This is a genomic window from Desulfatiglans parachlorophenolica (assembly GCF_055394735.1).
The window spans coordinates 605958-628917 of record NZ_AP042460.1 but is presented as its reverse complement, the minus strand read 5'-3'; the positions used below and the strand labels follow the sequence as shown (position 1 = coordinate 628917).

At 59.3% G+C, this 22960-nt stretch carries 19 protein-coding genes and 1 pseudogene; 6 read left to right on the top strand and 14 right to left on the bottom strand.

Annotated features, from left to right (window positions below; all coding sequences use genetic code 11):
• Positions 1–136: 136 nt before the first annotated feature.
• The gene (locus ACZ500_RS02965) at positions 137–1306 is read right to left on the bottom strand and encodes a hypothetical protein (RefSeq protein WP_464231048.1); all 1170 of its coding nucleotides are present in this window, start codon (positions 1304–1306) and stop codon (positions 137–139) included.
• Position 1307: 1 nt separating this feature from the next.
• Positions 1308–2210: an NOL1/NOP2/SUN domain family protein gene (locus ACZ500_RS02960; protein ID WP_464231047.1), complete on the bottom strand. Its 903-nt coding sequence runs from the start codon at positions 2208–2210 to the stop codon at positions 1308–1310.
• Between the two features lie 448 nt (positions 2211–2658).
• On the opposite strand from ACZ500_RS02960, the pseudogene ACZ500_RS02955 reads away from it, so the two are divergent.
• A pseudogene (locus tag ACZ500_RS02955) lies at positions 2659–3153 on the top strand (peptidylprolyl isomerase); the annotation flags it as partial.
• Positions 3154–3284: 131 nt separating this feature from the next.
• Here ACZ500_RS02955 and ACZ500_RS02950 read toward each other — a convergent pair.
• The 6 genes from ACZ500_RS02950 to ACZ500_RS02925 form a co-directional block, all read right to left on the bottom strand.
• Positions 3285–3824, bottom strand: a complete 540-nt coding sequence (locus ACZ500_RS02950; RefSeq protein WP_464231046.1) for a response regulator — start codon at positions 3822–3824, stop codon at positions 3285–3287.
• Between the two features lie 15 nt (positions 3825–3839).
• A complete protein-coding gene (locus ACZ500_RS02945; RefSeq protein WP_464231045.1) occupies positions 3840–5486 on the bottom strand; it encodes a class I adenylate-forming enzyme family protein in 1647 nt (548 codons plus the stop codon).
• Between the two features lie 4 nt (positions 5487–5490).
• Positions 5491–6240, bottom strand: a complete 750-nt coding sequence (locus ACZ500_RS02940; protein ID WP_464231044.1) for an ABC transporter ATP-binding protein — start codon at positions 6238–6240, stop codon at positions 5491–5493.
• Between the two features lie 9 nt (positions 6241–6249).
• Positions 6250–7002, bottom strand: a complete 753-nt coding sequence (locus ACZ500_RS02935; protein ID WP_464231043.1) for an ABC transporter ATP-binding protein — start codon at positions 7000–7002, stop codon at positions 6250–6252.
• On the bottom strand, positions 6999–8003 hold the full coding sequence (locus ACZ500_RS02930; RefSeq protein WP_464231042.1) for a branched-chain amino acid ABC transporter permease: 1005 nt from the start codon (positions 8001–8003) through the stop codon (positions 6999–7001). The genes ACZ500_RS02935 and ACZ500_RS02930 overlap by 4 nt, the downstream gene beginning before the upstream one ends.
• Positions 8004–8078: 75 nt before the next feature.
• On the bottom strand, positions 8079–8360 hold the full coding sequence (locus ACZ500_RS02925; protein WP_464231041.1) for a hypothetical protein: 282 nt from the start codon (positions 8358–8360) through the stop codon (positions 8079–8081).
• Between the two features lie 6 nt (positions 8361–8366).
• Here ACZ500_RS02925 and ACZ500_RS02920 point away from each other — a divergent pair, with 6 nt between their 5' ends.
• Positions 8367–8624 carry a hypothetical protein gene (locus ACZ500_RS02920; RefSeq protein ID WP_464231040.1) on the top strand — a complete coding sequence of 86 codons (258 nt, stop codon included), beginning with the start codon at positions 8367–8369 and terminating at the stop codon, positions 8622–8624.
• A gap of 468 nt (positions 8625–9092) precedes the next feature.
• On the opposite strand, the gene ACZ500_RS02915 is transcribed toward ACZ500_RS02920, so the two are convergent.
• From ACZ500_RS02915 to ACZ500_RS02905, 3 genes are all read right to left on the bottom strand, one after another.
• Positions 9093–9404 carry a hypothetical protein gene (locus ACZ500_RS02915; RefSeq protein WP_464231039.1) on the bottom strand — a complete coding sequence of 104 codons (312 nt, stop codon included), beginning with the start codon at positions 9402–9404 and terminating at the stop codon, positions 9093–9095.
• A gap of 232 nt (positions 9405–9636) precedes the next feature.
• On the bottom strand, positions 9637–13053 hold the full coding sequence (locus tag ACZ500_RS02910) for a tetratricopeptide repeat protein (protein WP_464231038.1): 3417 nt from the start codon (positions 13051–13053) through the stop codon (positions 9637–9639).
• Positions 13054–13143: 90 nt separating this feature from the next.
• Complete coding sequence (locus tag ACZ500_RS02905) at positions 13144–15396, bottom strand: CHASE2 domain-containing protein (protein ID WP_464231037.1); 2253 nt, start codon at positions 15394–15396, stop codon at positions 13144–13146.
• A 183-nt stretch (positions 15397–15579) separates the two neighbouring features.
• Between ACZ500_RS02905 and ACZ500_RS02900 the strand changes: the two genes are divergently transcribed.
• Positions 15580–15780 carry a hypothetical protein gene (locus ACZ500_RS02900; protein WP_464231036.1) on the top strand — a complete coding sequence of 67 codons (201 nt, stop codon included), beginning with the start codon at positions 15580–15582 and terminating at the stop codon, positions 15778–15780.
• Between the two features lie 220 nt (positions 15781–16000).
• Here ACZ500_RS02900 and ACZ500_RS02895 read toward each other — a convergent pair whose 3' ends face one another.
• The 3 genes from ACZ500_RS02895 to ACZ500_RS02885 form a co-directional block, all read right to left on the bottom strand.
• The gene (locus ACZ500_RS02895; RefSeq protein ID WP_464231035.1) at positions 16001–16528 is read right to left on the bottom strand and encodes a hypothetical protein; all 528 of its coding nucleotides are present in this window, start codon (positions 16526–16528) and stop codon (positions 16001–16003) included.
• A gap of 28 nt (positions 16529–16556) precedes the next feature.
• The gene (locus ACZ500_RS02890; RefSeq protein WP_464231034.1) at positions 16557–17024 is read right to left on the bottom strand and encodes an outer membrane lipoprotein; all 468 of its coding nucleotides are present in this window, start codon (positions 17022–17024) and stop codon (positions 16557–16559) included.
• A 408-nt stretch (positions 17025–17432) separates the two neighbouring features.
• A complete protein-coding gene (locus tag ACZ500_RS02885) occupies positions 17433–20051 on the bottom strand; it encodes a Kelch repeat-containing protein (protein WP_464231033.1) in 2619 nt (872 codons plus the stop codon).
• A 587-nt stretch (positions 20052–20638) separates the two neighbouring features.
• Here ACZ500_RS02885 and ACZ500_RS02880 point away from each other — a divergent pair.
• The 3 genes from ACZ500_RS02880 (at position 20639) to ACZ500_RS02870 (ending at position 22820) form a co-directional block, all read left to right on the top strand.
• On the top strand, positions 20639–21148 hold the full coding sequence (locus ACZ500_RS02880) for an NUDIX hydrolase (protein WP_464231032.1): 510 nt from the start codon (positions 20639–20641) through the stop codon (positions 21146–21148).
• Between the two features lie 351 nt (positions 21149–21499).
• Positions 21500–21751 (top strand): hypothetical protein, encoded by a 252-nt coding sequence (locus ACZ500_RS02875; RefSeq protein WP_464231031.1) that lies wholly within the window; start codon positions 21500–21502, stop codon positions 21749–21751.
• A gap of 49 nt (positions 21752–21800) precedes the next feature.
• Positions 21801–22820, top strand: a complete 1020-nt coding sequence (locus ACZ500_RS02870) for an HAD family hydrolase (protein ID WP_464231030.1) — start codon at positions 21801–21803, stop codon at positions 22818–22820.
• Positions 22821–22960 lie beyond the last annotated feature (140 nt).

The following is a 22960-nucleotide window of genomic DNA, read 5'->3' as shown; positions in this document are numbered from 1 at the left end:
TTGCGAAAGGAGGGGACAATCCAAACAGATCGGGACGCTCCAATCCTGAAGCCTCCTCAAGGATTCACTTGCGGACCGGCGCCGCATCCCTTCGACTCGACGCCTCCCGGGATGAGCATGCGCCGGCAACCTTTTACTAACCCATCACGGCGCTGCGAAAGGCGTCGAATCCAATGCGATCGACCATCTTGCCGATACGTTCGCCTTTATTGGCGTTTGCCCGATAATAGGTCAGGACCTTGTCGATGCGCTTCAGGGCGTCTTCCGTGCTGAGACCTTCTTCGAGGACATCGGCAAGGCGCGGTTTACCGGTCCCGCAGCCGCCGACCATCAACGTCCAGCCGCTCTTCTTCCCGACGAGGCTCACGTCCTTGATGCAGTTTTCCGCGCATTGGTTATTGCAGCCGCTCACGCCCATCTTCGTTTTGCTTGGAAATTCCATACCATGGTAGATCTCGTCGAGCTTCATGCCGACGGCGAGGCTGTCCTGCTGGGCCAGCTTGCAGAAAGTGGTCCCAGGGCAGACCTTGACGCTCCGCACGCAGAGTCCCACCGCGGCACCCGGCGCCATTCCGAGTTCCGCCCAGACCTTGTCGATGTCCTCCTCCTTGATCCCCACCATGGCGATCCGGGCTGCACTGGTCACCTTGAGGGCGGCGCAGTTGAATTTTTCGGCTGCATCCGCCAGCTTCCGAAGGGTCTCGGGCGTCACTACACCGCAGGGCATATGGGGCGCAATCGCATATGTTTCTTTGTCTCTTTGGAGAATCGCTCCCTTTTCACCGTCTTTCAGCATGTTATCCCTCCTTGTCGATGGCATCGAAAAAAATCGAATAAAGGATGCCCGGTCCGGCCGCATCATGGCGCCTCGATCGAACATCCCGACACGCAATTCCTTTTTAGGCAGTTGGGTGCGCAGCAGGCCATCTTTCAGAAAGCCCAGCCCCAATATTCCGCCTTCCGCGCACTCCAGGATAAGGTAACCCTGTCCCGCCGGCAAATCCACGGGAATCCACTCCCCTGCCACCAGTCTCGCCAACGCTTCGCGCTCCACCACCACCCGCGCGCGGGTGGCCAGATGGCCGAAGAGTTGGATCAACCGGGTCGTCGGTTTCACAAACGCACCAACCTGCTGGAAGGCCTTCAATCCAGCCTGCTCGATCTTCAAACGCACCGCCCCAGCAATCACTGCCGAGCGCTGCAGCAAAAACCAGCTCCTTCGGCTCCCCAATAAGAGGAATCCGTCAAACGCCGCCTCCGGAATGCCGAATCGTTCATCCAGGAACCCGAGCAGCCTTCGGCGCACGTCAGGGCCTGCCAATGCGGGCCATGAAGAATCCCACGGAATCGACCCGATGGGGATAGAATCGGGCGGCCCTGACCAATTGTCGATCGTAGCGTTCATCTTCCCATTCTTGTATGCCGGGTTCCAGAGGGATATTCAAATCGATCGGAAGCAGACGGGCTTCGCGGTTCTCCAGAAGATACTGGACCACCGCTTCGTTTTCAAGGGGATTATAGGTGCACGTTGCATAAAGCATGTGCCCCCCGTCCGACAGCAGGTCAAAGGCCCGCACAATGATCTTTCGCTGGAGGTCCGTCATCCAGATCTTGCCGGCCGAACTGCGTGCCCTCGAGTGCTCTCTCCTTCTTCTGAACCGTCCCTCGCCGGAGCAGGGCACGTCCGCAAGAATACGGTCGAAGCGCTGACGCAGGGGGAATTCCTGGGCCTGATACCCCGTCACCACCGCATTCGCCACCCCAAGGCGGGCCAGGGTATGGCCCAACGGGACCTGGCGGGTAGCATAGAGTTCATTGGCGACGATCAGGCCCCTGTTATCCATCAACTGCGCCAGGTGGGCGGTCTTCCCTCCCGGGGCGGCGCACAGATCGAGCACGCGATGCCCCGCCGCCGGCCGCAGCACCAGCGCAGCCAGGCAGGAGGTCAATGCCTGGGGATGGATATGCCCCATGTAATAGGCCAGGAGGTTGCCCGGGGCGTCGAGGCCCTGCGCCTCGTAAAGTCCGGATGCCTCATCGAATGAGGGCCGCAACCTCACCCCTTCCCGCTCGAGGGCGGCACGCACCGCACCCGGGGAGGCCTTCAACTGATTCACCCGCAGGTGCACGGGAAGCGGATCGAACAGGCTTTCTTCGAAGGCGGCATAATCGGGAACGATATCCTGGTAGCGCTCAAACACCCTGGGCATGAAGAAGCGTCCTTCACTTTCTATTTGGGACCGTTTGTTAGCATTCTAGCGCCCAAGATTCTAAACTTGAATCCTAAAACACCCTTCTTGCCCAAAAATCTCGCCCTGCCGATTTCAAGGCAAAGCGTGTCTCGTGTTCAAAATTCTCTGAACCCGGGGTCGACGCCAACGCCGCCCGGCAGCCAGAGCAAACCCGGGGTCGACTGACTTGTCGTTGCACCGGACACCGGGTTCTGTTATGGTGTCCGGTACATCTGACAGGGCGCACATTGCCGAGCGTATGCCAGGGTGTCTTCCGGATCCCGCTTTCACCCGGGAATCCACCCTCAAACACCGAGGGCGAGAATGCAGCCGAATGGGAACGAGCGTTCCGGACAAAACAGCCCCGATCGGATGAACATTCCATTCCGCAATCCATGATTGCCCCACAAGGAGGACTGGCCGTATGGTCGTGTTGAAAACGTCTCTAGGAGACATCCAGATCGAACTCTTTTCCGAGCAGGCGCCCATCAGCGTGCAGAACTTTCTCACCTACGTCAAGACGGGTTTTTACAACGGCACCATCTTTCACCGCGTCATACCCGGATTCATGATCCAGGGCGGGGGCATGAACCCCAAGATGCAGCAGAAGCCCACGCGGCCGCCCATCAAGAATGAGGCGGACAACGGCCTGAAGAACACCCGCGGGACCCTCGCCATGGCCAGGACGCAGATCAAAGACAGCGCCACCGCGCAGTTCTTCATCAACGTGGCCGACAACGACTTCCTGGATCACGGGGAGAGGGATTTCGGCTATGCGGTTTTCGCCAAGATCATCGAGGGGATGGACGTGGTGGACAAGATCGCGGCGGTGCCTACCGGATCGAGCGGGATGCATCAGGACGTCCCGCTGAAGCCTGTCGTGATCGAATCGGCAAAGGAAACCCCTGCCCCCAAGGCATAGAACGCCACAGACGGGGGAGGCAGTCGCATCCACCAGGGATCGACCGCAGAGGACTGCCTCTCGCGCCCGGAAGGAACAGGCCGCCCCGGGGCCCGGACACGCCGCAATGCAGGCCGGCGCCTGTACTGCGGCTATTTTTTCAGGATCACGGGCTTCAATTCATAGCGGCCAGATCGGACCTGTTCCCAGAAGTCCTTCTGGTCTTTCTGCCAAAGGGGGCCGAACGAGGCGTTGAAGACCCCCTCCAAACGCTCGAAGACCCGGCGCCACATCGGCTCGTAGCCCAGGCTCAAGACATCCTCGAGGAAATGGTTGATTTCAGCCAGGTTTTCTTTAGGGATATAGGCTCGGGCCCCCAGTTCGATGGATCGTTTCAGACTTTCGGCGTTCAAGGCGTGCGCGGTGAGCATCACCACCGGGAAATGCAGCTGCACCGCCGCATTCAGAAGGTCGAAGCCCCGGACGCCCATGATGTCGAGGATCACGACGTCGTAGGTCCACGAACGGATCAGATCGTAGCCGCTCTGAAAATCCCTGGCCGTATCCAGCACGAGCCCCTGATAGTCCTCCAACTCCTCTTCGAGGGCCTCGAGCACGTCGGGTTCATCATCTACAGCGAGAATCCGTCTGTTGTCGAGAATACGCTTTCTTCGATTCACTGTCCTACCCATGCGAAGGGCGCCCCGTCATCCAACGTCTGCCCTGCGCTTTCCTTCGCTCCGCACCTCCCGCCGCAAGAGTTTTCCCACCTTGGACTTGGGCAGCATGTCCCGGAACTCGATATACTGGGGGACTTTGTAATCCACCATTTTTTCCCGGCAGAACTTGATCAGATCGTAGCCGGTGATGCCTTTGACGTCTTCCTTGAGGACCACAAAGGCCTTGATCCGCTCGCCCACCTTCTTGTCCGGCACCCCCACGACGCAGGCCCCGATCACGGCAGGATGTTCCTGGAGCACCGCCTCGATCTCCGAGGCCGAGACCCGGTACCCTTTGTGCTTGATGGTATCCACCGTGCGGTCCACGAAATAGAGGTTGCCATCCGCGTCCATCTTCATGATGTCGCCCGTTCGATACCACAGGCGCCCCTCCCGCTCGATGAAGGACTCCGCCGTCTCTTCCGGCTTGTTCAGGTAAGCTTTCACCATGTGCTCCGAATGGACGAGGAGTTCGCCCGGCTCCCCCGTCGGCACCCCTTCGAGCGTGGCGGGATCGACCAGGCGTACGCTTTTGCTTGGAACGACCCGCCCGACGCTTCCCGGCGGATTTTCCACGTCGGTCGGACACATCGTGATCCCGCCGCAGGTCTCGGTGGACCCGTACCCTTGATAGATCGGTTTGCCGAACCGCTCCCGCCAGCGCTTCCCCACCTCCAGAGGAAGCACATCGCCCGCGCTGTACCAGTAACCCACCGAACCGAGATCGTACTGATCGAGGCGGTTGTGCTCCAGGATCATGCGATACAGGGCCGGAACGCCGATCATGGTCCGGGCCTTGAAGCGCTGGATCGCATCGAACGTGGCATCCAGATTGACCTTCGGCTGAAGCATCAGGCATCCGCCGACCAGCAAGGTCGCCAGACTGCAGGTCTGCCCCAGGATGTGGAAGAGGGGCGCATTGCCCAGGATCACATTTTCCTCCGGATGGAAAAGCGGCTCGCTGACGGTGATCTGCTCGAGCGCCGAAGTGAGGAAAAGATCGTGCGACATCGGCACACCCTTAGGGTGTTTGGTCGTGCCCCCCGTATAAAGGATCTCGGCTGTATCTGAACCCGAGCGCGGCGGGGTTGCCGCGCCGGCGCCTTTCGCCGGACTGCCGGTGAGCATGCGCCTGAAGGCATACACGTGGGGCCCCTGCGCCGTCTTTCCCTTCGGAACGACGTCGAACAGGTAGCCGAACGAGCGCTTCCACCATGGAAGCAGATCCGCCATCTTCGCGACGATGACGCGCTCGATGCCCGTCTCGGGCATGATGCGGGTGACATAGCCGAAGTTGGTGTCGGCGCAGATGACGGTCCCGGTCCCGCTGTCGTTGGCGATATAGCGAAGATCGTAGGGGGTGTAGATCGGCGTGATCGGCACAGCCACCGCACCGGCGCGTTGAATACCGAGCCAGGCCACCACCCATTGGATGGAATTGGGCAGATAGATCATGACGCGGTCCCCCGGCGTCAGACCGAGGCCCAGCAGGCCGGCGGCGAACCGCTCGGCCATCTCCCGCACCCTGGCGTAGCTGTAACGCGTCCCCAGGTAAATCACGGCGGTGTTCCGCCCCCGCCTCTCGGCTGCAGAGGCAAACGCCGTGAAGATATTCCGCCCGGCCTTCTCTCCCATATGATCAAACCCCGAAATAGGCGGCCTTGACTTCCGGATTGTCCATCAACTCCGCGCCGGTCCCTGCCATGCTGAGCATGCCGTTTTCAATCACATAGCCCCTGTCGATCAACGGCAGAATCGGTCGCGCGAACTGTTCGCTCAAAACGATGGTGATCCCCGATTCCCGGTTCAGGCTAACAATGCCGTCCATCAGGATGCGCTGCATCATCGGGCTCAATCCGAGGAGCGGCTCATCGAGAAGCAGCAGGACAGGGCGCACCACCAAGGCCATACCTACCGCCAGCATCTGCTGCTCCCCGCCGCTCAGAAAGCCGGCCTTGCGGGTCTTCAGGTGCACCAGAGCGGGAAAGAGCTTGAAGACGTAGTCCATCGTCTCCTGTATCTCGGACTTTTTCCGCAGATAGCCGGCGATCCTCATGTTTTCGACAATCGTGCTCTCGGGGAAAACCGGGTGCCGCTCGCGGGAGAGGACGATGCCCTTTTTAACCCGCTCGCTCGGTGGCATTTCGGTGATGTCCTCCCCGTTGAAGGAAATATGGCCGTAGACGGTGATCCGTTCCCCGCCCCGGCGCTTCTCCTTGATCCGCATATCGATGATCAGGCCGGAGAGCGTGTTCATCAGGGTAGTCTTGCCGGCGCTGTTCGAACCGATCACGCCCACAACCTCACCCTTTTCGACATCCATGCCGAAATCGTTCAATGCCAATGCATTCTCGAAAAACACCATCAGATTGCGGACTGTCAGCATCATCCACCCTCGTCAGTCCTCGGAACCCAGATAGGCCCGCTTGACCTCGTCGTTTTCCATCACCGCCGCCGGAGGCCCATCGGCGATCTTCATCCCGAAGTTGAGCACCATGACCCGGTCACTGATCTTGAAAAGTTCTTTCAGACGATGCTCGATCATGATGATCGTGCGACCCTCGCCGCGGAGCTTCTCGATGATCGGCACGATGCTCCCGACCTCGGCGAGGCTCAGCCCGGAGAAAAGCTCGTCGAGGATGATCAGATCGGGCTGGAGCGCGATCGCCTTGGCCAGTTCGAGCCGCTTCAGATAGCCCTGCGGCAGGACGCTGGCGACCTTATAGGCGACGTGCGAATCCCGCTCGAAGCCCACCTCCTCCAGAAGATCGAGCGCCACCGCCTCGCGTGCGCCGAACTTCCCGCCAGCCAATGCTTTGACCCTCGGCGAGTACAGCGGGATGATCATGTTCTTGAAAGCCGGTAGACGATAAAAAGGCCGCACCATCTGAAAGGTCCTCGCCAGCCCGAGCCGCACAATGCGGTGAGGCCGCCAGTGGGTGATATCCAGCCCCTTGTACAGGACCTTGCCCGCGCCGGCGCGCACAAAGCCGCTGATGCAGTTGACCAGTGTGGTCTTCCCGGAACCGTTCGGGCCGATCACCCCCAGGAGTTCCCCTTCCATCAGATCGAAACTCACCGCATTGAGGGCCAGAACGCCCCCGAACGTCTTGGTCAGGCCTCTGACCTGCAAAATGGGTGTCGCGCTCATTGGTCCACCTCCACCCATCGCTCGAACTGCTGGTACTTGCGCTGAATAAAGGGAAACAGCCCCTCAGGGAGCGCCACGATGAAAACGACCAGGAACACCCCGTACAGGATGATTCGAAGTCCTCCAAAACCGCGCAGGATCTCCGAGAGCGGCACCAGGATGCACGCCCCCAGCGTCGCCCCCGCAAGGCTTCCGGGTCCGCCCACCACAGCGGCTGCGATCGGCAGGATGGAGTAGTCGAGGGCGAAGACGGGCATCCCGACAAACATGTAGACGTGGGTCGTGAAGGCTCCTGCGAAAGCCCCGATGCACCCCGCTATGAAGAGGGCCTGGATCTTGAACCAGGTGACGTCGATGCCGGCATTCATGACCGACCGGTCGTTGTCGTTGATCCCTTTCAGGACCAGTCCGAAATCGGAATCCATCAGCCGGCGGAACCCGAAAAGGGCCGCCAATAGAACCAGAACAACACCATAAACCTCCACCCACACGCTCGGCAATGGGGTCAATCCGCTCAATCCCTCGGTTCCGCCGAAGACCTTCGTGGCCTCGATGACCCTCACCAGCATGAGCGGGATGATCAGCGTCACCATGGCGAAATAGATGCCCCGCAGACGCAGGACGGGCAGCAGAAGGAGCGTGCAGATCAACCCGCCGAGGAGGGTGCCCGCAGGGATCGTGATGAACGGAGACAAGTCGAAGGCGTGGTTCAACACCCCGGAGGCGTAGGCCCCCATCCCGAAAAAGAGCGCCTGCCCGAGGGAAACCATCCCGCTCTGGGCCAGGATATCCCAACTGATAGCCAACAATGCAAAAACCGCCACCGAAATGAGGACCTTCTGCCAGTAAACGCCAAGGACCAGGGGCAAAACAATAAAACCGAGGATGGGTAACAGTCGGGGGAATGCCAGGTAGAGCATCTCCCGCCAGGAGGAAAGTGCAAAGACATCTCCCGAACGCGCTTTGATCCCCCGATCGATTCTTTCCCTGCGCAATTTCAAGATAGGCTGTCCTTTCTCCGGTTACGCAGGAGCGGCTCCTGCAGCTTGACACGAGGCGGAGAGACACCCAGGATCCTATGGTCGAGGTTTCCGCCGAGGGGTATGCACAGAACGTGACAGGGCGAAGGGAAAGCCGCGGCAACTGCTCGATCTCCGGTTGTCTCCATCCGGAAATGATTTCCCGGTACAACCCGGTTTCCAATCCGGAAATGATTTCCCTATAGAACCCAGTTTCCAATCCGGAAATGAGGATTTTTGGCCAATATCAAGGAAATCAAGCGTTTGCGCGGAGGCGACCTGTGGGTCGCCGCACAAGCAAACGTGCAGATTGACGCCGAGATTGGCAAAAAAGACCATTTCCGGATGGAAACTAGGTTGCAACGCGTACCTCTGATCCTGGTCGGTGGTTCCCATCCCTTCAGGGTAGGCCTCGAACTCACAGAGGGTTGGATGGGCGTCATTCAAACAAAAAGCGCGGTCTTTTTCAATAAAAACCTGATCGGCGACACCAGGGAAATAAAAAAACTGCAGAAGCACCTCGTGCTGTGCATTGACGCACAAAATGCTAGGCAATGGCGCAGAAACCCAGCCGCCTTTGCCATTGATCTGCAAATCCCTTGAATGACGAGCCCTTACCGCGATCAAACCACGGGTGGCTCGTTCTCCGTACAGGATAACCGGCCTGATAACACGCCGAGGCACCGGTTTCACGCCTCCGAAACAAGAAACCGTGCCTGCACACCAAGGCGCACCGGCGGGGGTCTATACCGCCTAGGTTATACAATAGACTGATATCATAGGAATTTTATGTCAAGTCCATGTGTGGCACAGACCTTGCTTCGCTATAAAGGCGACGCCAACTCAACGCACACCCTGAAGGAACATGGCGTCTACCTTCCTCTTAGTTCCTTCCTCCGGCCCGCAACATGGGTCTTCCTCCTCCGCTCCGGCCGCACCCTAACAGGGTGCGGCCGGAGTCCTTCCTTTATGTTGCGCTCACCCATCACGCAAAAGCATCCTCCTGCTGGTCAGAACGGCCGTTCACCCGGCGCACCGCCCAGCCTGGAAACGCCTTCTATTCGACCAGCCTCAAGGGACCCAAATCCGTATGTAGCGGCAGTCTGGAAAATGCAGGTATACACAATGCCAACTCCCGGTCCCGATCTGAAGTGGAATACTGACCATTTCGTTGACATTCACGCTATATGGCGGTTTTACTTCTACCCCGCCGTCCACGCGTGCTTCTCTGAAATCAAAATGACCGTTACGGACAGGGATCCTGATGACGACTTCCTTCTGGATATCCCTTTCATCAGGCGTATCCCTGACAGGTTGTGCATATCCATTCGCGGTCAGCCCCAGAAAAAGGCAAAACACCGTCATTCCGAACAGTCTTTTCATCATCCACCTCCTCACAGCTGAAAGGTCCATCCCGCCGATTGGCTCCACCATCCCCGGACCACACCTCAGCAGGCCATTCTTTCATCGCACATGACCGTTCACCCCCTTCCCAACGCCCATTCTCACAAGTATCCATCCAGAGATGATTCTGCGGCACGACCAAGTTTCCAATCAAGAGATGAGGGTTTTTCTTCACCGCTGCGCCCCCGCGTCCACAGGTGCCCTATCCCCTTCAGAACGTAAGCGTCATCCGGACAAACCAGAGCCGCTCGGGGTAGATCGTGGGGTTGGTCGCGTCGGGGTCGTAATATCTGAACGATTCGTCAAAACAGTTCTTCACGCCCATGCTCACGATGCCCCTTCTCTTCGGAAACCGGTAGTGAAGAGCAACATCCATGACCCAGAATGTTTCGCGTTCCTCATGAGCAGGCGCGAATTTCGGATCGCCGAATGTGCCGGTCTGATCGACATGCGTGAGGATAAGCTCGGAGCCGAAACCGGAAGGGTGAAAGAAGTGAATTCCGAAAGGGAGCTGACGCATCTCCAGTGCGGTGAAATATCCCCCTCCGGGGTATTCGGGATCGGTCGTGCGCTTGTCGTAGCGCAGCTCCGCCGTCGCCGAAAACCTCTTGTGCGGGGCCCAGTAAAGATAACCCCGGAGGACTTCTTCCTCCCAATCCGCATCCCCGACAGAAGGCGGCTGGCAGAGCGTCCGGAAATCCTGGTAGGCATAGGCAATCTTTCGTTTCGAGGCCTCGATGCCGGAGAAGAGCCGCTTTGCCAGACGCTGGTCGATCGCCAGGCCGAAGCGCCAGGAATCTGCACCGTTCGCATCATCGAAGAACTGATTGAACCCTGCGATCTGCGTCGGCTCCACCGTCTGATTCGCTATCAGGGTTCTTTTGAGCGTCCTGAAGGCCGCCGCCCGCAGGGTCGTATCCGTAAAAGGCCGGTAAATCACACCCAATTTCGGGTTGAGCTGCGTCTTGCTATCCAGTTCGCCCTTATAGTGATCCGCGCTCGCCCCAAAGGTCCACGCGATATTGTGAGGGTAGCGCAGGGTAGCGTAGGAGTAGATATTATCATGATGAAGGTCGGCCTCCTCCACTCTGGTGCAGCCCCAGGGAGGAAACGAGGGCGATTCGAAGCCGGTGGCCATCGCCAGCCGGCTCTTGCCAGTGAAGCGGCCTAGGCCGCTCACGAGGCTGAAAGTCGATTTCCTGTAGAGATGCTGCACCTCGCCGATGACCCCCCGGTTGTCACCCGACGACTGGCTGAAAAAATCCAGGCCGGGCATAACCGGCTCCCTGAACCCCAGATCCCAATCCAGATTCTGAAAGATCAGGGACGCGATCAGATCCGAACCCGGTTTCAGCGTGCGACGCAGGCCGAACCGCAGAAAAAGCCCGTCCTCGCCCTGTCGCAGATTTTCGAGATAAGTCTCCGGGTCGAACCCGAGCGTAAGGTCGCCGGAATGCGTATTCCTGATACGCCATTCCATCTGAACGTTCGTGTCGGGTGACAGGCTGGTCTGAAGAAAAACGTTCGTCACGTTTTCGATGAAATCGTTGTTGGGTCGAAACCCGCTGGTTTGGTAATGGTATTGGCCCACGCTGTAGGAGAGCCCGTCAGAAATACCTGACTGGATAAGCTCACTGCCCCAGCCTTCATTCCCGGCTGCGACCCCGCTTGCCTGAAGGGCAAGGCGGTTCCGGGCGAACAGTGGGTTGAACTCGTTATAGCCGCCGTCCGACGGACCGGCCCCTTCCAGCACGTAGAGATCGCTTTCAGCCAGCCGCGGCGAAACGGGGGTTACGTTCAGAGGCTGGAGCAGTTGCGACTGAAGCCATTCGCTCACCCGTGCGATTTCATGGCTGGGAAGTCCAACATAGGAGTCGGCCAGAAACCGGTGGGCGGAATAATCGGCAGGGTCGGCGTGGACCGACCGCCACCCTTCCACCAGCCCCAGTTGTTCAAAACCGAGGTCCCCATAGATGCGGGCAAGTCCTGCACTGCGCGCCGCCAGATCCTGATCGAGCAGCAGTCTCGACCGATAGACCGCTCGATGGTCATTTAGATCGATGGATCGCTGCAGATCATCCATCGCCTCCACGGGCCGGTTGAGGCTCTGTTTACGAATCGCATCGTAAAACCAGGGGGTCGGATCGAGCGGATCCAGCATTTTTGCCGCGCGTAGCTGCTCGGCCGCCAGCCTGTCCCGTTTTTCGTCGTAATAGGCCTTTGCAAGATAGCTCCTGAAAAGCGCATTACCTGGATCCAATCCGACCGCAATCTCGATTTCCTGCCTTCCGCCGTCGAGGTCACCTCCCCGTATCTTCGCCAGGCCCAGGCCCATTCTCGGAAGCGGATCGGCCGGATCGAGCTTCATGGCCTGCTCGAAGGCCTCCGTCGCCTTCGCCAAGGCCGTCTCATTCAAATAGACGAACCCGAGGATCGCCTGATGCCGCGCCGGATCCGGACACAGAGCGATCGACCTTTCCGCTGCGTCCAGAGCACCTCCGTGATCGCCGGTCATGAGCCTCAACTCTGCAAGACGCGCCCAGACCAAGCCGCTCGACGGGGTTGTCTGTGCGGCCTTTTCCGCGCTCTTCAATGCCCCCTCGATGTCGAATCGAGCCTGCTCCACATAGGATGCAGCCAACAACACCGTGGCCGACTGCGGATCGGCTTCGAGCGCCCTCTCGACCCAACGAACGGCGGCATCGTGATCGTTCTGTACGACGGCTATCAGCGCCCGCAAGGCCAGGGCCGGCGCGAACCCGGGATTCCGGCCGAGCGCGTCCGTCAGGTCCTGGAGTGCTTCGTCCACGCGCCCGACCTCCAGAGCGAGCGAGGCGCGCCAAGCCAGAAGATCCGGCCGGTAACCCTCGGGTGGAACCCGATAAAGGCCGGAGAGTAAGCTTCCCGCGTCGTCTCCCCGCGCCGTGTCATGGATAGGCGGCATCCAGACCGAGAGCGACCCGGGACTTTGTCCAGGCCTTTTCAGCCCGAATTCGTCAAGGATCGGGGGATAATAAAGGGACCATTGCACCGCATCGCGGGGATGCACCAGGACCCGTCTGATGGGCGCCTTCCCAGCGGGCGCCGCCGCCGATTGGTTGCTCCCGAGATCGAGCCCTCCCACCGGATTGGTCAATCGGACTTTGCCGGCGTAAACCGTCACCAGGGCCTCATGGGCTGTGACCTGAACCAGAAACTCCGTTCCTTCGACCCCGCCATTTACAAAAGGGGTGAAGAACGTCAAGCTGCGGGGGATTCGGCTGAAGAAATACACCACCCCGCTGATCAGATCGATGATCGACGCCTCCTCCTTTTCAAGGGCCATCAGCGTAAGGGTGGTCTGCTGATCGAGGCGCAAGACCGTCTCGTTCGGTAGCAGCAAGGCCGCCCGGCTGTGCCGGTCGACCCTGATCATGTCGCCCGGGCAGCAAAGATCGTTCATGACGACCGGAGACCATGCGGCATCACCTTGCATGAGGATCTCGACGCGGCCCTGTACCGACACGACCCTGCCCGACACCCCGGCACAGCGCTCCCGTGACTCCCCGCCTGCCCAGGTTGCCTGCCCCAGGATCAGGGAAAGCCACAAAACCGTTGTCATGAAGGGGCGGCATCTCGAACATCGCATCGGGTCCCTCCTTATCCAGCCGGTAATGCCTATCAGGGACTGACCTGTTCTTTTCCGGAAAGACAGGATCCAATCATTTCCGGATGGGGACTATTTGCGATCCAGAGAGATACTCCCTTCCCAATCTACAGCCGGCGGCGAAGCCATGTATCCCCGCACGATTTCCATATAGAATCGACTGGGACCATCTTCACCACCAATGCTCCTGCACTCCCCGAACAGCCTCAAAGCCTTTTCCCAGGACTGCCTTCGAAAGGCCTCCAATCCGCGCGAAAAAACGGCGCACAGACTGAGGAGCCTGTCATCGGCATCCTCCTTCCGGCCGAGCAGTTCGTAGATCCGGACTGCATGGGACTTTCCGGCCAGGACAAAACAGCCCACCTCTCGCGCCAGGACCCCTTCGACCTGGCCTACCACCTCTTCGGAGGCGAGCGTACGCGTCAGAAGGAATTTATTCAGCCCCTCTATCCGGGACGCCGTATTGACAATATCACCAACCGGACGGTAGGCATAGTGACCTCTGGCACCGACATTGCCGAGATAAATATAGCCGCCGTGAAGGCCGATCCGGGTCGGCATGGCCATCCCCCCTGGGGAGCCGCCGAACGACGCCACCGCTTCGCTGATTTCGAGCGCCGCCATGCAGGCCTTTTCACAGAGGTCGGCCTCCGGCCGAGCAGTGGTCCAGATAGCGAGCATCCCGTCTCCGATCACCTCCGCCACAAACCCGCCATAACGCCTCACGGGCTCGAAAAGGGCATCGAAATAACGGTTCATGAGCCGGTTGAGCGACTGAGGATCCATGGACTCCGAAAGGCAGGTGTAGCTTTCGGCGTCCGTAAACAGGCATATCCCATAAACGACCCGGCCGGATATCTCGTCCATGGACAAGTCCTTCAGCAAGCCGTCCACGACACCGTTCGGCAGATAGTATCCGAACGCCTCCCGTATCTTCCGCCTCTCTTTGTGCACCGCCCCATATTTCCAGAGAATACTGGCGAAAAAAGCGACCGGCAGCTGGAAGCCGAGAGGAAGGATCAGCGGCCACCAAGCCGCTGCCTGATCGAAGCGGTGCAACGCAAAAAGAAAGTAGGCGCCGCCGAAAAACAGCGCAGCAACTGCAGCGGAAAACGCAGGCAACAGAAAACAGAGCAACCCCAGTGCCGCCCCGGTGCAGCCGATCACGGCCAGGCGCAGCATCGCCGGCAAGGGCTCGACGCAATGGTCCTGCAGCAGGTTTGCGAAGGCCGTGGCTGCGATTTCGACCCCGCTCACATCTGCGCCGCTCGCCAGCGAGAAGACCGTATCGAAACCATCCTTTCGTTGAGGGCGAAGACTCTCGCTCATGCCGACGAAAAAGGCCATTCGCCCCCCCGCCGGGATGAAATTCCCAAGGTCGGCGCCCGGCTGGATCATCTTGTGAAAGGAGAGGGTTTGAAAGGCCCCCGCCGGGCCGAAATGATTGAGGTAGCAGTTCGGGCCCCTCCCGTACATCCGGATGAGCGACCTCAGCCTCTGCAGGCGGCCAGGGTCCAGAGCTGCGGCCGAGTATCGATGCGATTCCTCCTCCAACGAATCCAGCAACTTACGGGATAGAGCCGGCCTCTGCAAAAAGAGCCTCTTGATCTCCCCGATCCGGTCGGCAAAGCCCTCAGCGTCCTGCGGCCAAGCAGGAGCGGCGCTCCATTTCGCCGCCTCGTCCGGACAGAAATGGCCCAGAAGTTCCAGGAATTCCGCGTTGACATCCAGAGCGAACACCTGGAAAGCCACTGTCGGCAACGTCGGCACATCACCAGCAGACTCCTTCAGGGTCCAGAACTGGTTCAAGCGGAGAGGTAGTCTCGGCAGCGGAAACGGTGCGAGGGCCGCTGCCGAATGGACCAGGGATTCGCTTGGAGATACCAGCGTTTCGAGGTTCGCGAAGCCGATCTCCTTTCCTTCCGCATTTCTGATCGTTACGGACTGCTGACGGATGGACTGGCACAGCACCACATTGCGACCCTTATCCATGGCTGCGGCAAACCCCCTGTCCTCGTCCGGCCGGCACTCCTCGAAAAGGATGTCGAACACGATCACAGCTGCCCCCAGGGCATTGAGCTTTTCCACCAGCAGGGCATGAAGCGGGCGCGGCCACAGGTAAGGTTTATCCGGGAGGCCCATGGCGTGCGCCGAGGCCCGGTCAAGGGCAACGACACAGACTTGGGGAGGAGGACGCTTATGCCCTCTGAGTCTGAAAAGCAGGCCCAGCCCGATATCTTCCTCCACCTGAAGCGACCAGGGAAAGACAAGGATGCCGGCTGCACCGACTAACAGGGCCGCGAGGAGTGCCTTCTTGATGGCCAAGGGCTGCCCCCTGTCCTGATGGGTGGTATTGAACCGGTTGTGAGTTGGCTCTGTTTAGTGAATTCTGTTCAGGAAACCAGGTGGATGAAGGACCTTCCAAGAAAACATTTGGTTGCCGGTTGGTGTGTTTCGACCCGCTTTCCCGCACGGCAGTCCGGGGTCATAGATAGTTTCCATCCGGAAATGGTCTTTTTGGCCAATCTCGGCGTCGATCTGCACGTTTGCTTGTGCGGCGACCTACAGGTCGCCTCCGCACAAACGCTTGATTTCCTTGATATTGGCCAAAAATCCTCATTTCCGGATTGGAAACTGGGTTCTACCGCGAAATCATTTCCGGATTGGAAACCGGGTTGTACCGGGAAATCATTTCCGGATGGAAACTAGCTAAATAGGGAAGAAAAATCGCTGCGTGATTCCAAAAATCGGATAAAAACAAGTGCCTATATGATTAGCTTAAAAGTATTCCGCCTCATAAACGGCCTCGAAGCGTCTTTCTTCTTCAAGGCCGAAGCCAACCGGATTGGAGACCTGCTCGTACTGGACAATCATTTCCGGATGGACACCAACTGCCGGGAATGCCCGGGTTAACCCCGCCGGTCGATCGTCAACCCAAGGGCGCCATGTAGAGGTGAATATCGTCCACCCAAACCGTTCCCGCGCCTTCGATGACCACGTTCAAACGGATATTGTCGGGATTCTGGCCTGCCTGAAGCAAAAAAGGGGTTTCAACCGTGACCCAGCCGTTCGTTCCGCTCAGCGACGATTGAAGACTCCTCGAAAAATACTCGCCGCCATCCGGGAAATGACACCACATCTCGAGGTATGTCCGCCCCTCGAGGTCTTCTGTGCTGAGCTTCGCCTGATATACGACGCGGGCCTCCTCCACATCCATATCCCCGATTTCATAAAGCCGGACCAATCGCGGACCCTGGGCGTCGATGCGGATCGACCCGTTACCGTCACTGCTCTTGGCGGTGTCCAGACTGATGTCGTCCCGGCTGATCATACCTTCCAGTCGATCGACCGGAAATTGCTTGAGTTCCGCCGCCCTATCCGAAGAACCCGAACAGCCATACAACCATGTCAAAAAGACCGCCGCCGCAAGCACACAGAGAATTCTGCCCGAAGCCATCCCGCTCCCCCCTGTCCCAACGCCTGTTTCACTGCAAGACCCTGGCGCTGCCGTCGGGCCTCCGCAGAACCGTCACCCGGTCGCCCTTCGCAAACGGCACATCGGCGGCCTGGACGATCGAGACCACCTCACCATTGTCCAGCTTCACCGTAATCTCCAGACCGTTCTGCCGAGTAGCGCCTTCCTCGGCGGCCCCACCGGCCAAGGCCCCGGCAACCGTTCCGGCGGCCCTGGCAAGGGTCTGTCCGGTTCCGCCCCCGATGGTGCTTCCAATCCCGTAGCCCAGGATGCCCCCGGCGATGGCCCCGATGCCGGAATGCGTGCCCTCGATCTGTACGCCCCTGACCATGACCACGGTGCCCTCATGGGCTACCTGGACCTGCTTCGCTTCATCCCGGGAGTATACGTTGCTGGATAGGCTCGGGGCGCACCCCGCCGTCACCAGGGCCATCATGATACCCATGCAGGCAGTCGCCGCTAAACGGATCATTTTCATCTCATACCCTCCTCAGGAAGTTCCAGCCAGGCGGTGAAAGCAGGATCGACCGGATTGCACAACGGCCTCTCCGATCGGCCTAAGGGCCTGTCCAACCCGCATCGTCCTTGATCGAGGCCGTTTGGGCCGCGTTCATCTGCACATCGTCAGCCATTGAATGTTTGGATGAATGATGATTCTAGGGCGTGAGAAGGGGTTTCCAACCCAACAAAGAGGATTCTCCGGGCAGATCCGAACGGATGGCCGGTAAGGGTTATACCCCATCGCCCCCTCTTTCGGGATGGAACCCCTGTCGCCGAAACACAGCCGCTGTCCCAGAGAAGCATCAGGGCGGCCAGTTTGGATCTAAAGATACCAAAAACCGGGCCGCCCTGCAATCAACAATTCGTCTCAGAAACGCCGCCGTTATTAGAATGCCTGAATCCGGTGGGTGTTCCAGGATACGGGGTCATGACAAACCTCGGAGATTGGAGGCCGTGCTGAATCCATTTCGTCCGTGTCGAAAACGGGCAACAGCGATCCACTGACCGCCACAACCTTCGAGCGACTCGGACAACCGTTGACATAAACAGTGACCATCGCAAAACCCTCCGGGAACCCTTCGACGATTGCCGAGTGGAATGCCCGATCGGTAAAAGGATTTTCGGGGTCAGGGAACAACCACTTCGCATAGCCGCTGGCCATATTCCGCAGTTGGACCAGCGGGTAGTTGGTCGGCGACCCTCGGAAATCCCCTCCCGACGCCTCCGTCAGGCCGGTGCCCCTGAAGCCTGTTCCCGTTACAAACAAGGGCTCCCCCAGTTGAAGCGGTGATTCGACGGTCTCGATGCAAGGCTGGATGGCCATCTTTCGGTGGGATTCGAAATCCAGCGTCTCCGACGTCCCCAGAAGACTGCCTTTACGAAGAGATCCCCCGCAAAGCATCACATCTCCATTGAGGAGAAGGGCCGCCGCTAAACCGCTCCGGCGATCGATCGACTCGCCCACCCGAGCCCAGGCCCCTGTACCGGGTAAAAACATCTCCACCATCGCCACCGGCCCTCTGGCGCTCTCCCCACCCAGGACCACAGCCCTGCCGTCACGCAATATCAGGGAGACATGCCCGCTACGCGCAACGGAAAGTTCACCCACTCCTGACCAGACACCCGTAGTCGGATCGAACCGTTCGGCCGCCGCTACGAAGCCGCCTGCATCGCAGCCCCCGGTAACCAGCACACTCCCGTCCGGCAGGAGGACCGCGCTGTGGTCGGTACGCGGAAAGATCAACTGCCCTGTCTCAAACCAGGAGCAGGTCGCCGGGTCATAGAGTTCGGCGGTCCCGGTCGGGCCAAAGGGGCCAGTGCCGCCCGCAGCCAGCACCCTGCCATCTCGAAGGAGCGTCACCGTATGCCGGCAGCGCGGATGACTCATCTCCCCTGACGGCATCCATTTCATCATATACGGATCGAATGTCTCTGTTTCGCGGAGCATGCCCCCTTTGCCCAGGCCGCCGGTGACGAGGATGCCACCTTCAGAAAGCGCCGTACCCGCAAAATCCATCCTCGCCATCGACATGTCCCCAACCGGATGCCAGGATTTCGTCAAGGGATCGAACAGCTCCGATCCTTCCGTTGGACCTTTCACAGCGCGCCCACCGCAAACAAGAACGGCCCCGCCCGGGAGCAGAAAGGCGCTGTGGGACGTTCGACCAAGGCCCATCGGAGCCACTGTATGCCAATGTCCGATCAAAGGGTTGAAGATTTCGACGCTTCTCAGCGGTTGCCCCAGGTGGTCTTCGCCCCCCGCTGCGAGCACTTGCCCCTGTGGGAGGAGCGTTGCCGTGTGATACGCCCTCGCCCTCTGCAGACTCATGGCCCTTCGCGCCTCGACCCGTTTCTCCGGTGCATAGATCTCGGCCGATGCCAGGACATCCGCTCCCCGCACACCCCCCACCGCCAGAACGGTCCCGTCGGGAAGCAACGTCGCCGTATGAAGCTTGCGATTCACATTCATAGGACCGGCTTTATGCCATCGAAGCGTCAACGGATCGAAGCACTCCGAATCCGGATATCCTTCTCTGCTGCACCCCCCCGCCGCCAGAACGGTCCCGTCCGGAAGGAGGGTCAACGAAAATTGCAGGCGCGGATGCACCGTGGGGGCGTTGCTGCCGATCCATCGATCGGCTCGGGGCATGTAGAACTGAGGCTGAAGCAGATACCCGGCGCCGCCGCTCCCACCCACCAACATAACCAACCCGCCGAAATCGGGGAGTTGGACGGCGCACCCCTCCACAAGGGGAACGTCCTCCAGGGGTGCAGAAGGGGTCCATGTCTCCGAAATCGGATCGAAAAGGTCGCCGCTCTCAGTCGAATGTTCCCGTTCGGTTGTCGCGCCCCCGAAGATGAACACCCGGCCGTCCTGCAGGAGCGTCGCCGTATGCGATCCCCGCTGAATCGTCAGATCGGCCGCTCGACTCCATGTACCCGTCGTGGGATCGAAGATCTCCGCCTTCGCTACAGGATACATGGAATCGATTCTGCCGCCGGCTATGAGAACCCGGCCGTCCCTCAGGAGCGTCGCCGTATGCTCCATCCTGGGCTGCTCGAGAGAACCGGCATCGCTCCAGGTTCCCGTGATCGGGTCGTAAACCTCGGCCGATTTGAGCGTTGCCCCGTAATCCGCGGCCTTCCATCCGCCTACGACCAGGACCCGGCCATCAGGCAGCAAGGTCGCCGTGTGGTGAGACCGCTGCGTCTTCATAGCCCCGGTCCGCTCCCATGTGCCGGTTGAAGGGTCATAAATCTCCACGCTCTTGACAACCCCGCCGTACTCCTCGTAGTCCAGCATCCCTCCAGCCACCATGACCGTCCCGTCGGGCAGAAGGGTCGCCGTGTGGGCGAAACGACTCTCATGCATGGAACCTACGGACTTCCACGCCCCGGCTGCGTAGATCAGACCGGGTGAAAATACAAGGAAAGCGAACACCGCAGCGCCCGTCAGAACACGGCATAACCCTCTGGACAGGTATAAGCCAATTGCTGATTTCATGCAGATCCTCCCTGTTGCAATGCTCGATAATCGTTACAAGAGCCTATTTGTAAAACGGCCGGCTTCAACCCTTTGGCACAAGCCGGAGCACAGACCTCCAGGCGGTCTGCCTCCTTTGGCGGCGAGTTCCTGCCAAGTACTTTCGGCGCAGAAAAGCAAGCGGCATGCCATAGTGTGGGAGTTGTCTTTATTACCCGGAAAGCGCCGAGGAAAGCATCTTCCCCAACTTAGAGAATATGGGAAAGACGACGATCTCTGCCCTTTTTTCTGAGCATTCCCGCCCTGCACGGTAGGCACCGATCCCAAACTTCCGATGCTCTTGAGCCGTTTCACCCTCTCACTTCCTGCCGCCCGCCGTGTGTCTGACTGCCGGCGCGGGATGGGGTCGACAGCCCTTGCTTTACAGGACTGACCCGATCGGATAGAATCGTCCTGCAATCGCACCATCGCGGCGCAGGGCATACCCGGAGCCTTTTCGAATTCAGGGGGGGGTACGACGGATTGCAGTGGCCGCCTGGAGCGGTCCCATCGCCGACCCCATGGGAAGACCGAGACTTCGCCGGCTGTTGCCTGCAGGCCGTGCCGGCATGATCACACGAGGAAAAGAGACAACGGACGTAGTGACGATGAGTTATGCCGGAGAAATGCGCAAGCTGGTCGGATCCCGGAGAATGTTTGTCCCCGGCGTGCGGGCGATCATTGTGAACGGAACCGGAGATATCCTGTTTCAACGCCGTAAAGACAACGGCCTGTGGGGGGTCCCCGGCGGCTCGGTAGAACTGGACGAAACCCCCCTCGCTGCGCTCCGGCGTGAAGTGGAGGAAGAGACCGCTCTGGAGGTAGTCAGCGCCGAGCCCATGGCTCTTTATTGCGGTCCACAACAGAAGTTCGCCTATCCGAACCGGGACGAGGTCCAGTGCTTCGCCCTGGCCTTCATCGTACGAGAGTGGCGCGGCACCCCGCGTGCCGATGGAATCGAAGGCTCCAGCCTGCGTTTCTTCCCGGTCCAGGATCCGCCCCGAGATATCGTGCCGGTCCATCGGTCGACCATCGAGGATTATCTGCGGTATGAGGGGCGCTTTCTCCTCTCCCAATGAAGAGGGCGGCCGGATCCTCGGTACACCCACAGGCAGCATCACTCCGCGGAGGGTGGGGGCGATTCGGAAAACGACGGTCTGCTGGATATAAGCTTGACAGATACTTGAAAAAGCAGGTAAAAAGTTAAAGCAGCGCCTGGCATGGGCCTTTTCATCGAAACAAAACGCCGCGCTCCGGCTCCAATGGTGCGGCCATGAGCGGGTCATAGCCTTTCCCGGGTAAGCCCTGGAAAACGCGCCCCTCAGAAAATGATCTTACGGGCAGGCAGAACCGCCCTTTCCCGGAAGCCTCGCTCCCTCGGAAACCGCAATTCCCGATGGCAATGAATGCCCTCGGAGACCTGAAGAGAGATGGGCGACTTGCAAGCCTCTTTCATCATGCTGCTGGCAATCATCGTTGCCCCCGGTACCTGGATGTTCGCCTCCTGCGACATAAAAATACCCATCTCCAAGGAAACCGTCCAGGGACTCGCCCATTCCTGGACTCCTGCGCCGGGAAAGGGGGATTGGACACCCTGTCCTCTGTGCCCCTTCAACCGTTGGGAGGCGGATGGTGCTTCCATCGCTTCGCTGCACCACCCCGGCCGCGCCGACAGGGTTTAAGCCGGCACAGCGACACCGTCCCGCTCCATTTCATCGACCTGGAGGTTTTATGAAAACAGGGATCACCCCATACCGATTGTCAGTGACACTTCTCACTCTTCTGTGCGTCGTACTCTTCCCCATGACAGCCCTGACCGCCACCCTGTCCTGCAAGGATCCCCTTCCCTCCTGGAACCCGGGGCCCGTCAAGGAGAAGATCCTGGCCTTCGTTCGAGACGTCGGTCGGCCTGAAAGCCCCGATTACGTCCCGGTGGAACAACGGATTGCCGTTTTTGACAACGACGGCACCCTCTGGGCAGAAAAACCCGTCCCCTTCCAATCCGCTTTCAGCTTCGAGCGCATTCACGCCCTCGCCGAAATCGACACCGAACTCGCCGAACAGCAACCTTACAAGTCCGTGATCGATGGCGACCCAACCGCCCTGCAGGCATTGCATCCAGCCGAACTCGAGCAAACCCTCATGATCAGTTACGCCGGCACCACGATCGAATCCTTCGACGAGGCTGTTCGCACCTGGTTGGAAAAGGCGCGGCACCCGCGCTACCAGCGTCCCTATACGGACCTTGTCTATCAGCCGATGCTGGAACTGCTTGACTTCCTGCGCGCCAATGACTTCAGGATCTTTATCGTTTCGGGAAGCGGCACCGATTTCATGAGATCTTTTTCAGAGGCCCTGTATGGCATTCCCGTCGAACGCGTCATCGGCAGCAGTCTGGTCTACGAACTCGAAAAAACGGCGGGTGGACAACGGATCATCAAAACAGACAAGCTCAATTCGTACAATGTCGGTGAAGAAAAGGTGCTCAACATAGCACTGCACATAGGAAGGAGGCCCATCATAGCGTTCGGAAACTCCAACGGAGATACGGCCATGCTCGAATACACGGATAAAGGCAAAGGAGCCGGGCTTTGTCTGCTGCTCCACCATGACGACGAAACCCGGGAATACCGCTACACCCAAGGTGCGGAAGAAGCCCTTCAGTCAGCCCGGGAACACGGCTGGCAGATCGTCAGGATAGCTAAGGATTTCAAGTATATTTTTCCTTTCGAGTTATCCCGGAATCGCTAGTGTCCACTCGGACCGGGTGGACGCCCTCTGAACGAAGGCGGTTTTGCCGAGCGGCTAGCCGCTGCGTCTGACGGGTTGATATGGATCGTACAGGATCCCGGTTGGTCGGCTTGACACCTCTAACGGGGAAAGGAGAAGGA

Bases quoted from the DNA above. Each gene is read 5' to 3' on its own strand.
- ACZ500_RS02960 (WP_464231047.1), bottom strand. From the start codon at position 2,210: ATGCCCAGGGTGTTTGAGCGCTACCAGGATATCGTTCCCGATTATGCC.
- ACZ500_RS02950 (WP_464231046.1), bottom strand. From the start codon at position 3,824: ATGGGTAGGACAGTGAATCGAAGAAAGCGTATTCTCGACAACAGACGG.
- ACZ500_RS02945 (WP_464231045.1), bottom strand. From the start codon at position 5,486: ATGGGAGAGAAGGCCGGGCGGAATATCTTCACGGCGTTTGCCTCTGCA.
- ACZ500_RS02940 (WP_464231044.1), bottom strand. From the start codon at position 6,240: ATGATGCTGACAGTCCGCAATCTGATGGTGTTTTTCGAGAATGCATTG.
- ACZ500_RS02935 (WP_464231043.1), bottom strand. From the start codon at position 7,002: ATGAGCGCGACACCCATTTTGCAGGTCAGAGGCCTGACCAAGACGTTC.
- ACZ500_RS02925 (WP_464231041.1), bottom strand. From the start codon at position 8,360: ATGGTCTTTTTTGCCAATCTCGGCGTCAATCTGCACGTTTGCTTGTGC.
- ACZ500_RS02920 (WP_464231040.1), top strand. From the start codon at position 8,367: ATGGAAACTAGGTTGCAACGCGTACCTCTGATCCTGGTCGGTGGTTCC.
- ACZ500_RS02915 (WP_464231039.1), bottom strand. From the start codon at position 9,404: ATGAAAAGACTGTTCGGAATGACGGTGTTTTGCCTTTTTCTGGGGCTG.
- ACZ500_RS02910 (WP_464231038.1), bottom strand. From the start codon at position 13,053: ATGCGATGTTCGAGATGCCGCCCCTTCATGACAACGGTTTTGTGGCTT.
- ACZ500_RS02900 (WP_464231036.1), top strand. From the start codon at position 15,580: ATGGTCTTTTTGGCCAATCTCGGCGTCGATCTGCACGTTTGCTTGTGC.
- ACZ500_RS02895 (WP_464231035.1), bottom strand. From the start codon at position 16,528: ATGGCTTCGGGCAGAATTCTCTGTGTGCTTGCGGCGGCGGTCTTTTTG.
- ACZ500_RS02890 (WP_464231034.1), bottom strand. From the start codon at position 17,024: ATGAAAATGATCCGTTTAGCGGCGACTGCCTGCATGGGTATCATGATG.
- ACZ500_RS02885 (WP_464231033.1), bottom strand. From the start codon at position 20,051: ATGAAATCAGCAATTGGCTTATACCTGTCCAGAGGGTTATGCCGTGTT.
- ACZ500_RS02880 (WP_464231032.1), top strand. From the start codon at position 20,639: ATGATCACACGAGGAAAAGAGACAACGGACGTAGTGACGATGAGTTAT.
- ACZ500_RS02875 (WP_464231031.1), top strand. From the start codon at position 21,500: ATGGGCGACTTGCAAGCCTCTTTCATCATGCTGCTGGCAATCATCGTT.
- ACZ500_RS02870 (WP_464231030.1), top strand. From the start codon at position 21,801: ATGAAAACAGGGATCACCCCATACCGATTGTCAGTGACACTTCTCACT.